This is a genomic window from Paenibacillus tuaregi (assembly GCF_900086655.1).
Lineage (GTDB): Bacteria > Bacillota > Bacilli > Paenibacillales > Paenibacillaceae > Fontibacillus > Fontibacillus tuaregi.
Genome location: NZ_LT575476.1, coordinates 3,384,268 through 3,397,345, shown reverse-complemented (window position 1 = coordinate 3,397,345; position 13,078 = coordinate 3,384,268). Strand labels below are relative to the sequence as shown.

The 13,078-nt window shown below is 50.3% G+C and carries 11 protein-coding genes; 6 read left to right on the top strand and 5 right to left on the bottom strand.

The window, feature by feature from the left end; genetic code table 11:
• Positions 1–19 precede the first annotated feature (19 nt).
• Complete coding sequence (gnd, locus tag BN6628_RS15230) at positions 20–913, top strand: phosphogluconate dehydrogenase (NAD(+)-dependent, decarboxylating) (protein ID WP_068618838.1); 894 nt, start codon at positions 20–22, stop codon at positions 911–913.
• 125 nt (positions 914–1,038) lie between these two features.
• Here gnd and BN6628_RS15225 read toward each other — a convergent pair whose 3' ends face one another.
• From BN6628_RS15225 to BN6628_RS15215, 3 genes are read right to left on the bottom strand one after another with little or no spacing between them, the layout of a single operon-like run.
• Entirely contained in the window at positions 1,039–2,196 is a 1,158-nt protein-coding gene (locus BN6628_RS15225; RefSeq protein WP_068618836.1) for a Ger(x)C family spore germination protein, read from the bottom strand.
• Positions 2,193–3,677, bottom strand: a complete 1,485-nt coding sequence (locus BN6628_RS15220) for a spore germination protein (RefSeq protein WP_068618834.1) — start codon at positions 3,675–3,677, stop codon at positions 2,193–2,195. The genes BN6628_RS15225 and BN6628_RS15220 overlap by 4 nt, the downstream gene beginning before the upstream one ends.
• The gene (locus BN6628_RS15215; protein ID WP_068618832.1) at positions 3,664–4,761 is read right to left on the bottom strand and encodes a GerAB/ArcD/ProY family transporter; all 1,098 of its coding nucleotides are present in this window, start codon (positions 4,759–4,761) and stop codon (positions 3,664–3,666) included. Before BN6628_RS15215 ends, BN6628_RS15220 begins: the two co-directional genes overlap by 14 nt.
• Before the next feature lie 301 nt (positions 4,762–5,062).
• Here BN6628_RS15215 and BN6628_RS15210 point away from each other — a divergent pair, with 301 nt between their 5' ends.
• From BN6628_RS15210 to BN6628_RS15190, 5 genes are all read left to right on the top strand, one after another.
• Complete coding sequence (locus BN6628_RS15210; RefSeq protein WP_157692482.1) at positions 5,063–5,854, top strand: polysaccharide deacetylase family protein; 792 nt, start codon at positions 5,063–5,065, stop codon at positions 5,852–5,854.
• Positions 5,855–5,894: 40 nt separating this feature from the next.
• A complete protein-coding gene (locus tag BN6628_RS15205; protein ID WP_068618830.1) occupies positions 5,895–6,545 on the top strand; it encodes a phosphatase PAP2 family protein in 651 nt (216 codons plus the stop codon).
• Between the two features lie 126 nt (positions 6,546–6,671).
• Positions 6,672–7,580: a radical SAM/SPASM domain-containing protein gene (locus BN6628_RS15200; RefSeq protein ID WP_068618828.1), complete on the top strand. Its 909-nt coding sequence runs from the start codon at positions 6,672–6,674 to the stop codon at positions 7,578–7,580.
• Positions 7,581–7,804: 224 nt separating this feature from the next.
• Positions 7,805–9,070 carry a DUF445 domain-containing protein gene (locus BN6628_RS15195; protein ID WP_068618826.1) on the top strand — a complete coding sequence of 422 codons (1,266 nt, stop codon included), beginning with the start codon at positions 7,805–7,807 and terminating at the stop codon, positions 9,068–9,070.
• Between the two features lie 166 nt (positions 9,071–9,236).
• Entirely contained in the window at positions 9,237–11,192 is a 1,956-nt protein-coding gene (locus tag BN6628_RS15190; protein ID WP_068618824.1) for an ATP-dependent DNA helicase, read from the top strand.
• A 303-nt stretch (positions 11,193–11,495) separates the two neighbouring features.
• On the opposite strand, the gene BN6628_RS15185 is transcribed toward BN6628_RS15190, so the two are convergent.
• Positions 11,496–12,347: a 1,4-dihydroxy-6-naphtoate synthase gene (locus tag BN6628_RS15185; protein ID WP_068618822.1), complete on the bottom strand. Its 852-nt coding sequence runs from the start codon at positions 12,345–12,347 to the stop codon at positions 11,496–11,498.
• Positions 12,344–13,030, bottom strand: a complete 687-nt coding sequence (locus BN6628_RS15180) for a futalosine hydrolase (protein WP_068618819.1) — start codon at positions 13,028–13,030, stop codon at positions 12,344–12,346. The genes BN6628_RS15185 and BN6628_RS15180 overlap by 4 nt, the downstream gene beginning before the upstream one ends.
• Positions 13,031–13,078: the final 48 nt, after the last annotated feature.

Here is a 13,078-nt window from a genome sequence, read left to right as displayed (position 1 = left end):
ATTTCAGGAGGAACATGACATGAAAATCGGTCTTATTGGACTAGGCAAAATGGGACTTAATCTGGGTAAAAACCTTATCGATCACAAACACGAGGTTGCGGCGTTCGACTTGAACGCGGCAGCGGTAGCTGAAATGAAAGAATACGGAGCTGAAGGTTATGCTAATCTGAATGAGCTTGTTCAGTCGCTTCCAGCTCCCCGGGTGCTCTGGATCATGGTTCCCCATGGTGTGGTGGATTCGGTTCTAAGTGATGTTAAACCCCTTCTCAGCGAAGGCGATATTGTAATTGAAGCGGGCAACTCCCACTACAAGGAATCGATTCGCCGTGCAGAGGATTTGAAAACATCCGGCATCTACTATATGGATGCAGGAACCTCAGGCGGTATGGAAGGCGCCCGCAACGGCGCATGTTATATGATCGGTGGCGATGCGAAAGCCTGGAGTATCGTTGAACCTGTCTTCCGGGATACAGCGGTGGAGAATGGATATCTTTACGCGGGTCCATCAGGCAGCGGCCACTATCTGAAGATGGTCCATAACGGCATTGAGTACGGAATGATGGCTGCGATTGGTGAGGGCTTTGAGGTGCTGGAGAAGAGCTCTTTCGACTTTGATTATGAGAAGGTAGCCAAGGTTTGGAACAATGGTTCGGTTATCCGCTCCTGGCTGATGGAGTTGACTGAGAATGCGTTCTCGAAGGACAGCAAGCTTGAGGGTATCAAAGGGGTTATGCATTCTTCCGGCGAGGGCAAATGGACTGTGGAGGAAGCTATGGACCTTCAGACTGCAACTCCGGTTATCGCCATGTCCTTGCTGATGCGTTACCGTTCCATGGACAACGATACGTTTACAGGTAAAGTCGTTGCCGCGCTTCGTAATGAGTTCGGTGGACATGCTGTAGAAAAAAAATAACTCTATTTCATAAAGGGCCGTCCTAATGACCGCCCTTCGTATTATTAGGTCAACCATATTACGGGTTGGCCTATTTCTTTTAGATGCTCTGCGACGGTGACAGCCGGGAGAACGTATTTGAATATTCAAAATAGTTTTAAATTGTAGCTATTAGAATCCTCAACATTGATGTTCACGGCCACCTGATCAAGTTCAAACCGGCGTATGATCGGTCTTTGCCCATGGCCGGGCAGCTTTTTCCACAGTTTATTGTTCCTCCGGTACAGGATTTCCTCCAGTCCATACAGATCCAGGTCTTTGTCTTTGCACAGCTCAAAGTTCCGGATGATCTGCTGTTTGATCTTGCTCCTGCTGAGCTCTTTAATCTTCTCCTTGGAAATGCCGGAGTTGTGGTCAATCTCATTAATTTTCCCTGTGATGCCGAGCTCGATGGAGGTGTGAATGACTCCCCGGCTTTCAGCCAGGGTAATCTTGGGTTTAGGCTTTGTTAAATAAACGACAGCCTTTCCTTGGACCGGGTCATTGATTTCAAGTGGGAACTGCTTGAAACCGTCGAAATTCACATACCGGGCTCCGTCAAGCTGCTCTCCCTCGGCGCGGCCCCAACTCTTCCCTTTGGATATGACATATAGCCCGTTCATGCTTGAGAGGCTAAGCAGCTTATTGTTCATGGTCCAGGTCTTGTTGCTGCTTGATATGGCAGGCAGCAGCACTGTGGATCCGGGCTCACGTATTCCCTTCATGAGGTGAATGACCCGGATCGGCGGTACATAAGACAGCTGATAATAGCCCCGGACAGGGTCGAACAGATTGGTGCTGAGAGCAGAGTGATTCAGCAGGGTCTTGGAAGAAAGAATGGAGCTGATATCCTCATCTGTGCCATATACCCATGACGTATAACGCATTTCTCCAGAGCGGAACAGGCCGTTAAATACCTCGGACAGCTTGGTATCCAGCACGGATTTGGAGAGGACCACGGCCTTCACATGAGTCCAGAGCGTCTGCTGCTGGGAGGTTGGATATAATTGATTAATGGCCGACAGAATGGAGCTGCCTTCTCCCCTGCCTATGACCAGAGCCGATTCCTGGGGTGAATCGGATGGCCCTTCCTGTTTGGACAGATTGGCGAAGTCCAAGATTTGCGCATATACCACGTAGTTGTGATGGACATAATCAATTCCCATCGCGGTTACAAAGTTTATGCTTTGAACCTCCTTGCTGTCCCAGCAGCCCCCCAGGAGGAGGGGGAGAAGGAGCAGGATCAGAGCTTTTTTGAGTTTCATGAGCGGTCTTCCTTCCTTGTATCATCCTGAGTTTGAAGATACTCAGGCCGCTTCTTCATATCTCTGGCCGGCTTCCTGAAGAATGCCGGAACGAAGTCACTCTTATTAAACGGGGATACCGACGATAAATAAGGAACCCCAAAGTTCTCCAGACCAGCAAGGTGCAGTACAAGGCCGATTACTGCGATCAGGAATCCATACATGCCAAATAATGCTGAGAGGATTAGAATCATAATCCGGATAATCGCAGTAGTCCCGCTTAAAATCTGGTTGACGAGTGAATGTGTGGCGATGATCGTGATTGCGACCATAACAATCATCGTGGGAGAAGTGATTCCTGCCCGGATGGCGGCATCTCCGATAATGAGCCCCCCCACTACGGTAATGGTCTGGCCAACAGCCTTGGGTAGACGCCGGCCCGCTTCGCTGAATATCTCGAACAGAAAGAGCATCATAAACGTCTCCATAGTAACGGATAATGGAAGTCCGTTCCGCACGTTGTTGATGGTGGCCAGAAGTGGAAGCGGCACCTGTTCCAGGTTGAAGCAGGTCAAGGCCAGGTAGAATCCCGGGAAGAAGAGGGCAATAAATAGTCCAGTAAACCGCAGCAGTCTCTCGAGGGTCACAATATGAGAAGGGGTATTCGCATCCTCAGCGGATATTAACAGATTCAATATACTTACAGGAGCGATAAGGGCCATGGGTGAACCTTGAAACATGACGGCAAACCGGCCATTCAAAAGCGCATTTACCACATAATCAGGTCTTCCTGTATAGTCAGCCAAAGGAAACACAGTATATTTATTGTTCTTTAGAATATCCTCGATATATGCAGTTCCAATAATAGCATCCGTATCGATACTCTGGAGTATGCCCCGGACCTCATCAACAATAGCCGGATTAATTATGTCATCCACATAGAAGAGTGCGATGCTCGTATGTCCCCGGCCCTCAATTACAAACTGCTCCACACAGAAAGAAGGTGAGCGGAGGCGTTTGCGGATCAATGCCGTATTAACAGTCAACTCTTCGGTGAACCCGTCACGAGGGCCGCGGATCGGGGCCTCTGTTGCCGATTCTTCTGGTGTTCTAGCCGGTGGGTTGGCGATATCTATGCTCAGAAATACTTGGAGCCCGGCAGCATAGATCACCAGACTGCCGCTGAATATCTTAAGGGTGAGTTCATTGAGCAGATTATCTTCACCTATAATGGTGAGCGGCAGGGCGTGTCCTCCTTCGATAGACTCCCGGCTTTGGAACTGTTTATCTGTGAACATCGTCTCCAATCGGGGCAGAATAAACTGGTTCAGCTGCTTAATATCTGCAAGTCCGTCGTTGTAGATTAATAGAAGCTGCAGACTGTCCGACTCGCTGCTGACATGGAACCGGTGAAAGACCACATCGGCATTGTTGCGGAAATAGTCTGTCAGGAATTGTTCATTCATGTTCTCCATGCTGGGAACAGTTTCAGCTTGACGCATGAGGCTCCTCCTTTTTGCGGCTCCCTACTCGTACCACAATCCAAAGAATGAGAGTTATACTGGCAATAAAAACGGTATTAAACGGAAACACCAAGCTAAACATTAGGTGATTGAAATTAACATCACTGATGGGCATAATGCCCAGTAGAATCAATCCTCCTGCCATCACTGCCCAAAGTCTGACCTTTAACGGTCTGCTCTTAATATTCCATACATTAAGTGCAGCATACATGGCTAGAGAGATTCGGATAAACGCTCCTGACAGCCATTGGTAGATGGAGAAAAAGTCTGTCTGAGAGATATACTTGCCCAGACGGACAATCCGCCACTCCTCATATGCGGGGTATCTGAGCATCTGCGCCTCATAAGGATTAAATTCGACAATGGCGCCCGTCAAAGGGCCGAGGGTCAGTCCGACCACAATTAAGCTTAGAATCAGGAGCTGCTTCCTCTTGAAGGCGGACCTAAGCTCCGGTTGAATAAACAACAGAAAGAAAATTTCGAAGGAACCGGAATTCGCGTAAATTATACCTTTCAACACTGGTGGCCATCCGTTCTCCAGCATAGGGAAGAGTTGGTGATAGTCCTTTAATTGGAGGTTGGCCATCGCAACATAGAACCCGAGAATCACTACAAAGGGAAGGAGTATTCCGGAAGCGAGTCCTAGCGCTTTAATTCCCTTGATTGCGCCAAAGTAACACAGGACAACCAGGCAGCTCACGGTAAATATTTTTGGAGTAAGCGGCAGAAACGTTATTTTAGTCCACATTACGGTTTCAAACAGCGTGCAAAATGCCACACCAAAGAAAAATAGCATGATTAGGCACTTGAATAGATACCCAGGCAGACGGCCAAGATGGTTGTCAATCCATTCAGATATAGTATGTCCCCGGGTGAGGTGCGAAATGGCAAACAGGAGCAGCGAAATTACGAAGAGGGGCACGGCGGACAGTAAGACAGAGATCCAGGCATCTCTCTTGGCTGAGCTTAACAAGGCAGGGATAATAAATACATGATTGCTTAGTCCTACCGCAAGCATGAGCATCATGCTGGCTTGCAAAACGGAGGGTTTATAGGCGTTCATTTATGGCAACCTTCTTTCCATCCTGTTGTGGAGCTGATGCAGGGTATTTCTGTATTATGCTGAGAATGATGTGATTTAAGTCATGTTTTGTTAAATAAACCAGATGGTTCATGGCATCTTTTGTGAATTGTTACCTTTTTGTTTAACTCTTCACGGCTAGATAAGATATAATGGGATATATTGCTGGTTCATGCAGGGCACCCTGCCGGCTGTTTTTGGCTCCGGCGGGGTGTTTTGTTTTAGTGGGGCATATGCAGCGGGAGAGCTTGGGAACAAACTAAGAGATAGGAGATTCATGGGGATGAATTTAAAGAGATATCATTATATTCTGATTATTGGAAGTATCATTATCCTGTTGTCCATCATCAATCATATCGCTGTTCTCCAGAGAGAGGCGGCCAAGAATGAGGCGAGCAAGACGGTGGTGGTAAAGAAGCCGGCACAGAAGCCACAGGAGCCTGTTCAGGAGAAGTTTAAGTTCCGTGAGATTTATGATGTTAAGATGGAGAGCAAGAAAGTTGCTTTAACTTTTGACGATGGTCCCGACAGCCGGTATACGCCTCAAATTCTGGACATTCTTAAAGAAAATGATGTAAAAGCAACGTTCTTCCTTGTTGGCCGGCAGATCCATAAAGATCCGGATATGGTACGGCGGATTTATGATGAAGGACATGAAATTGGGAATCATACGATTAATCATCCTAATCTTAATAAAATGAGTCCGGAAGAAATAAAAGAAGAAATCGAGGGTAACAATGAGAAGATTAAGGAACTGACGGGTCATACCCCGGTATTGTTCCGTTCCCCTTATGGCAATGCATCTGATGAGGTTAAAAAGGTGCTTGAGGAGAATAAGATGCTGCTGATCAACTGGTCTGTAGATACCCGCGATTGGAAGGCGGTAACCCCGGCCACCATTCTGGCCAACCTCAAGAAGGAGGTCGGACCCGGCGGCATTATTTTGCAGCACAGCTTTGGCGGCAAGAAGGTCCGGAGCACGGTAAAGGCGCTTCCCGAAGAGATCAAATGGCTTAAGGAACAAGGCTATACTATGGTCACAGTTTCTGAGTTAATTGCCGGAGAGAACAAGTAAAGAGAACAGTGAATAACAAAGAAGAGGTAGGATAGTTCTTATGTCAGGAAAAAGGTGGTTTACATCGGCTTTCGCAGCGGGGCTGCTGTGTATGGTTGGATTTGTGCTTATTGCCTACTGGATCAGTGATCATCAGATCCATGTGTTTGATGATAAGGTGATTGGTTGGGTTCAGGGTATGGAATCTCCTGGGCTAACCGTGGTAATGAAATCTTTCAGCTGGATCGGTTCAGGCATCCCGGTTGCGGTAATAACGCTTGCCGCTATCGTCATTTTATATTTTGTGCTGAGGCACCGAAGTGAACTTGTTTTTCTTGCTGCGTTGGCCATCAGCTCGTCCTTAATCAACTCGATTATTAAAGCAATCTTTAGAAGAGACAGACCCACACTGCACCGGATTGCGGAAGCGAACGGGTTCAGCTTCCCGAGCGGCCATGCCATGGCAACGATAGCCTTGTATGGGGGGCTTGCTTTCCTGCTGTGGAAGCATGCCCCCAAGCTGATTGGGCGGATTCTTATCATCCTGATCAGTCTGGTCTTCATAATTGGAATCGGGATCAGCCGAATCTATCTGGGTGTTCATTACCCGAGTGATGTCCTTGGTGGTTATCTGCTCACCGGCGCTTTATTGGCTATTTTCATTTGGTATTACCAGGGCTACCTGGAGCGCAGGGGCAAGAAGCGTCCCTAACCTTTCTCGGGAATACGCACACAAGAGCATGGCTTGCAGACTTCCGTAAACTGCGATAGTATTCTTCATAGCGATAGAGACATGATCTATATATGATAGACACCCGTAGAGAATTGGAGTTCAGCTATGAAAAAATTCAAAAAGTTCTATATTGAAACAACAAGTATTTGCAACCTGGCCTGCACCTTCTGTCCACCGACGAAAAGGCAGGCCGGTTTTCTGAAATTGGAAGATTTCAAGAAGACACTGGATGAAATTAAGCCGCATACGGATTATATTTATTTCCATGTTAAAGGTGAGCCGCTGCTTCATCCGAAGATTGACGAGATGCTTGATATTGCCCATGAGAAAGGGTTCAAGGTCAATATTACAACGAACGGTACCTTGATCAACAAGAACCGCCATAAGCTGCTTGGCAAGCCGGCTCTCCGGCAGATGAACTTCTCCCTTCACAGCTTTGACGGCCATGAAGGCTCAACCGACCGCGACGGCTATATTATGAGTGTTCTGAATTTTGTGAAAGAGGCCGTGGCGCAGTCGAATATCATTATCTCGCTCCGGCTGTGGAATCTGAATGAGGATAACATTACGAATCTTCAGCGGAGCCGCAACCGGGAGACGCTTGAGTATATTGAGCGGGAATTCAACCTGGATTTCAAAATTGTGGAGAAGGTGAGCCCTGGCAGCGGGGTTAAAATTGCCGACAGAATCTATTTGAATCAGGATTATGAGTTCAAGTGGCCTGACCTGAAGGAGGAAGAGGATCACGGTCCGGGCTTTTGCCATGGTCTTCGGAACCAGGCGGGCGTTCTGATCGATGGCACTGTGATTCCGTGCTGCCTGGACGGTGAGGGAGTAATCAAGCTGGGGAATATTCATCAGAAGCCCTTCTCTGAAATTATTGAGGGTGAGAGAGCCAATAACATGTATGACGGCTTCTCCCGGCGCGAAGTGGTGGAAGAGCTGTGCCGCAAGTGCGGATACCGCAAAAGATTTGACCTGGCTCCCGGAGAAGTGGGAGCGCTAAGTTCATAGAATATGAACACGTCTGAACTAGCCGCCCTTGAAGTGCTGCTGATTGATAAACTATAACCGGGCTTTAATAAGCCGTTTTGATGTGGTGTGGTAGGCTGTCTCTGAAACCAGGGACGGCCTTTTCTTTTGTGAGATGGTACAGAGCCGATTTTCGGGTGGCCGGAAATTTGTGCTATGATGTCTAAAGATGTAGGAAAAGAGAACGAGTTAAGCGAGGGAGAACGATGGCACTCAAAACGACAAAACCTAAACAAAACTATATAGCGGGAATTTCACTTGGGGTCATGGGAGTAGGGTTTGCAGCCACTCTTCCGTTCCACGACGGGTCATTGGGGCTGCGCCTGCTCCAAGGCGGCTTTGAGGCGGGTTTGGTGGGAGGATTGGCTGACTGGTTCGCAGTGACAGCGCTGTTCCGTCATCCGCTGGGTATCCCCATTCCCCACACAGCGCTTCTGCCTAAGAACCGGGAGAAGCTTACCGGAGCGGTAATTTCCATGATTGAGACCGAGCTGCTCCGCAAAGAAAGCATCGGAGAGAAGATCAGAAGCATCCGCATTGCGGAGCTCGGACTGGCTAAAGTCAGAGAAGGTGTCGAGGCGGGAAGTTACAATCAAGTGATCTCCGCAGTGCTGGCAAATGTTATACAGCATATGCCTGTGGCAGAGATCAGCAGGGTTTTCTCCCAAGAGATCCGTCAGTTGGCGGACCGTTTGGATGAGAAGTGGATTATACATAGGCTGATGGAAGAAGTCACTGTACGGGGCTATGATGAGAAGCTTCTTGATCTGGTGCTTGAGCGGGCTCATGATTGGGCTGCCCGGATTGAAACGCGGGATATGCTCGGAAGGATAGGCATAGAGCAGATCCAGCAGCTTAAGATGGGCGGCCTTATGCAGTTCGCGGTTAACGCATTTATTGGCTACTTGAGCGAGGACAAGCTGGGGGATATGATCCAGAACTTCATTCTTGGACATATCATAAACTATAAAGATCCGGACAATCCAAATCGGGCGAAGCTGCTTGCGCTTCTGCATGCTGAGCTGAGAGAAGCGGTGGATCGTCCAGGCTTCCTAGAGGAGGTTAGGGGGGCGAAGCATCGCCTGTTGGATCAGTGGGTATCTGAAGACAAGATTGAGGGTTATATTCAGGGTCTGCTGAATCGAGCTGGACAGTTCGTAATGAGTAGTGAATTTCATACAAAATGGCTGACCCCATTTCTGCTCAAACTGCTGGGAAATCTAGAGGGCAGCCCAGAGCGGATTCAGCAGGGAGAAGAATGGATTCAACGGCAGATCATCGGATTCATTGAGAAGCATTATTCCAAGATCGGCGCATTGGTCAGAGAGAACCTGGATAAGCTGAGCAATGAGGAACTGGTCACTTTTATTGAGGGAAAAGTGGGCCGGGATCTGCAGTGGATTCGGATAAATGGTGCGATATGCGGCTTCCTAGTTGGAGTCGTGCTGAGTGCGGTAAGGGCGCTCGTATAAGCCTTAAAGCTTCCGTCTAACTTAGGGTTAGGCGGTTTTTTAGGCCGTTATTCTTGAAATTCGGTTTGTGTTTTGAGGTAGGGCATGTAATAATTGAAATTTGCTGCCGCAGAGCGCGGCGGTCAAAGATTATGCGGGTTATTTTATTTATTGGGGGCAAAAAAGAGTGGAGCGTTACCCTTTTCAATACGATCCATCACAGCCGTTCATTCCACAGCTGGGTGAATGGGTTGCTGACGTGTTCTATGACATACTTCCGGAAGCAGGCTTTGAGATCCGGGACGAACAGATTTTTATGGCCTATCAGCTGGAGAGAGCCTTTGCCGAGAAGAAGACCATTTTTGCTGAAGCCGGGGTAGGTACCGGAAAGACGCTGGTATACCTGCTGTATGCCGCGGCATATGCCCGCTATATGCGCAGGCCAGCGATCATTGCATGTGCGGATGAGTCCTTAATTGAACAGCTGGTCAAACCGGAAGGTGATGTGGCCAAGCTGATCCGCCACTTGAATTTCGCCATTGACGCACGGCTCGGCAAATCGCCGGATCAATATGTATGTCTGGTTAAGCTGGATGAAGCCAGGGCCAAAGAGATGGAAGCAATGCATTATGAGGAGATCTATCAGGGGTTTCCAAGGTTCGTTACGCACCCTGGGACAATGCAGGCTTTCCATGCTTATGGAGACCGCAAAGACTATCCGCATTTGAATGATGAGCAGTGGGAGAAGATCAGCTGGGACCCGTTTCAGGACTGCTTCGTCTGTGACCGGAGACATCGCTGTGGGCAGACTCTATCCAGGGACCATTATAGAGCTTCGTCCGATTTGATCATTTGTTCGCACGATTATTATATGGAGCATGTGTGGACCTATGAAGGCCGCAAGCAGGAAGGCCAGCTGCCTCTTCTGCCTGAACACTGCGCAGTGGTATTCGATGAGGGTCATCTGCTGGAGACGGCCGCCCAGAAGGCACTCAGCTATAATCTGAAGCATACCGTATTTGAGGAGATTATTACCCGGCTGCTGCAGGGGGAGATCAGGGAAAGCCTGGCCGTACTTATTGATGAGGCTATTCAGCAGAGTGAACTTTTGTTCATAAGCCTGGAGCAGAGCAGCAGGGCCGTAGCAGGCTCAGACCGGATGCAGGTGGATTTAAACAACCGGGTGCTCAGTGGGATCGCAGCCTTCCGAGGGCTGCTTGACCGGATTGAAGAAGAGCTGGTCTTCGAGAGCGAGCTGTACACGCTTGATGACTATCAGCTCCGGATTGTAGAGGAGCATTTGGAAATGATGCAGAAGGCCTTGAGCCTGTTCCAGCGTCCAGAGCCGCCGATCTGCTGGACAACCCTTCAGAGGGGGGAACTCACCCTTTCCATTATGCCGAAGACGGTTAAGGAAGTGCTCCGGGACCGGGTATTCAATCTGAACATTCCCATTGTGTTCTCGTCGGCAACCCTGTCCGTAGACGGTTCATTCCATTATGCGGCCGACAGTCTGGGCATTTCCGACTATCTCTCCTTCTCGGTGGATTCCCCTTATAACTATGAGGAGAAGATGAAGGTGTTTGCCCCTGCCTGGGAACAGGAGGGGGATTTTGCGCAGAAAATGAGCCTAACCGCAAATGCCCTAAAGACAGCTCAGGGCGGAGCTTTAATTCTGTTCCGGACCATGGAGGAGCTGCGCCAGTTCAAACAGGAAGCTGGACGAAGACCGGAATTAGCCGGCCGGACCATCTACTATGAAGGGGATCAGGAGATCAGTCATCAGATCGCCAGGTTCCAGGCGGACGAATCCTCCATACTGTGCGCGGTAAGTCTATGGGAAGGACTGGACGTGCCTGGACCATCGCTCTCATGCGCGATCATCTGGTCGCTGCCCTTCCCGCCGCAGGATCCGGTATTTATGGCCAAACGGCAGTCCGCCAGAGACCCGTATGCGGAGGTTGATCTTCCGTATATGAAGCTTCGGCTTAGACAGGGGCTTGGCCGCTTGATCCGGACCTCATCTGATGAAGGATCAGCAATTATCCTTGGCGGAGCACTGCATGTGCAGGACTCGGAGTTGGCGGGACACGTGCGTTCTTTGCTGCCAGAAGGGGTTATACTTCAGGAGTTGCATGGATAGAACTGCATGAATAGAACGGCATGGATAACCGAAAGGACTTAAGCGAACAGATCCAAGCTATGCGAAACGAAGGTGTGGGTAGAAGAGAGGACTGCGTCTATAGATTCGGTCACAGGCATCATCATTACATGAGCTGTGTCGGAATACACTTATAATCTGACAAACTCTTTATGTTCACTACCTATATGCCCCTTAGCGCGCTGCCGGAATCAGATACAAGAATACGCAGATCTGCGTATTTAACAAGAAGACTCCCTATCCGTTTTGATGGAAGGGAGTCTTTGTTGCAATCATAGAACCGGGTTACTCTGATGGCCACTGAAGCTTGGCCGGATCGATTCGCGGCACTAATCCTTCATCAGCAGCAAGGCTTAAGAGGTGGCTAACCGCGTTGTAGCCATCCTCGCCCAGATTGGCGGTGAACTCATTGACGTACAGGCCGATATGGGCCTGAGTAACTTCTGGCGCCATCTCCTGGGCATGGTTTGCGACATAGGAAGCGGATGCTTCCGGGTGCGCCCAGGCATACTGTACGGAAGCGCGGATCCATTCCGCAATGCGGGGCAGGTCCAGGGAGCGGCGGGCGATGATGGCGCCAAGCGGGATCGGAAGACCTGTGGTCTCCTCCCACCAGCTGCCCAGATCTGTCATCAGCGAGAGTCCATATTCGGGATAGGTGAAACGGGCCTCGTGAATAACCAGTCCCGCGTCGATCTGCCCATCGCGTACCGCAGGCATGATTTGATCAAAGGGCATCACTACAATTTCGCCCACACCACCTGGCACATTCTTGGCGGCCCAGAGACGGAACAGCAGATAAGCGGTGGAGCGTTCACTCGGGACAGCTACCCGCCGGCCGCTAAGTGTAGACGGATTGGCAGGTCCGGCTGTGCCGTCCTTTGTCAGCACAAGGGGGCCGCAGCCGCGTCCCAGGGCTCCTCCGCAAGGCAGAAGCGCGTAATCGTCAAGCACCCAGGGCAGTGCGGCGTAAGAAATCTTGAGGATCTCCGGACCAGTCTTGTCGATCGCCCAGTTGTTAGTGATGTCAATATCCGCATAAGTGACCTCAAATTCTGGCACATCCGGGATTAGACCGTGGACCAGAGCATGAAAGACAAACGTGTCGTTCGGACACGGGGAGAATGCAATGTTCATTGAAGTACCTCCTGAAGCTTAGTAAAAGCGCTCTCCAGCGCCGCCAGCGCGTCGCCGATCCGCCAGGCGGCACGATCGCGCGGGCCTACCGCATTTGAGATTCCCCGAATCTCAAGCACGGGAAGGCCCGCCTGCTGCGCCGCAATGGCCACGCCGTAGCCTTCCATGGCTTCGGCGGCGGCGCCAGGGACACGGCCGACCAAGTCATCGGCCGTGCCTGCGGTTCCGGTTGCGGTCGTTACCGTCAGTATCGGTCCAAGATGGACCGTGACTCCCGCAACCTGCACCGCTTCCGTCCAGCGGGCGGCAAGCTCCGCTGGAACAGCTATGCGGGACGAGCCGAAGCCGAGCTCGTCCACACTGGTGAAGCCGTCCTGGGTTTCTGCGCCCAGGTCGGCTGCAACAATGCTGCTGGCCACAACAACAGTTCCCGTGGCCGCCACATCCGCGAAGCCGCCGCCGATTCCGGCGCTGATCACCAGATCATATACGCCGTCAGATTCGGCGAGGATTCTTGCGGTGCTCGCGGCAGCGGCTGCCGAGCCGACTCCGGCCAGATCTACCTTGAACACCGTCTGGCCGTTCTTCTTCTGCAGCCCCCGCAGGACGGCTTCCTGTTCGGAGGCAACCGCCGTCATGACCAGGACACGCCGGATTGGGGTGTCGATTGAATGATTATTCATAGGGAAGTTCTCCTTAATTCTGATGACGGTACAAGGCTATTTATTTAG

Bases quoted from the DNA above. Each gene is read 5' to 3' on its own strand.
- BN6628_RS15195 (WP_068618826.1), top strand. From the start codon at position 7,805: ATGGCACTCAAAACGACAAAACCTAAACAAAACTATATAGCGGGAATT.
- BN6628_RS15200 (WP_068618828.1), top strand. From the start codon at position 6,672: ATGAAAAAATTCAAAAAGTTCTATATTGAAACAACAAGTATTTGCAAC.
- BN6628_RS15220 (WP_068618834.1), bottom strand. From the start codon at position 3,677: ATGCGTCAAGCTGAAACTGTTCCCAGCATGGAGAACATGAATGAACAA.
- BN6628_RS15215 (WP_068618832.1), bottom strand. From the start codon at position 4,761: ATGAACGCCTATAAACCCTCCGTTTTGCAAGCCAGCATGATGCTCATG.
- BN6628_RS15185 (WP_068618822.1), bottom strand. From the start codon at position 12,347: ATGAACATTGCATTCTCCCCGTGTCCGAACGACACGTTTGTCTTTCAT.
- BN6628_RS15205 (WP_068618830.1), top strand. From the start codon at position 5,895: ATGTCAGGAAAAAGGTGGTTTACATCGGCTTTCGCAGCGGGGCTGCTG.
- BN6628_RS15210 (WP_157692482.1), top strand. From the start codon at position 5,063: ATGAATTTAAAGAGATATCATTATATTCTGATTATTGGAAGTATCATT.
- BN6628_RS15225 (WP_068618836.1), bottom strand. From the start codon at position 2,196: ATGAAACTCAAAAAAGCTCTGATCCTGCTCCTTCTCCCCCTCCTCCTG.
- BN6628_RS15180 (WP_068618819.1), bottom strand. From the start codon at position 13,030: ATGAATAATCATTCAATCGACACCCCAATCCGGCGTGTCCTGGTCATG.
- gnd (WP_068618838.1), top strand. From the start codon at position 20: ATGAAAATCGGTCTTATTGGACTAGGCAAAATGGGACTTAATCTGGGT.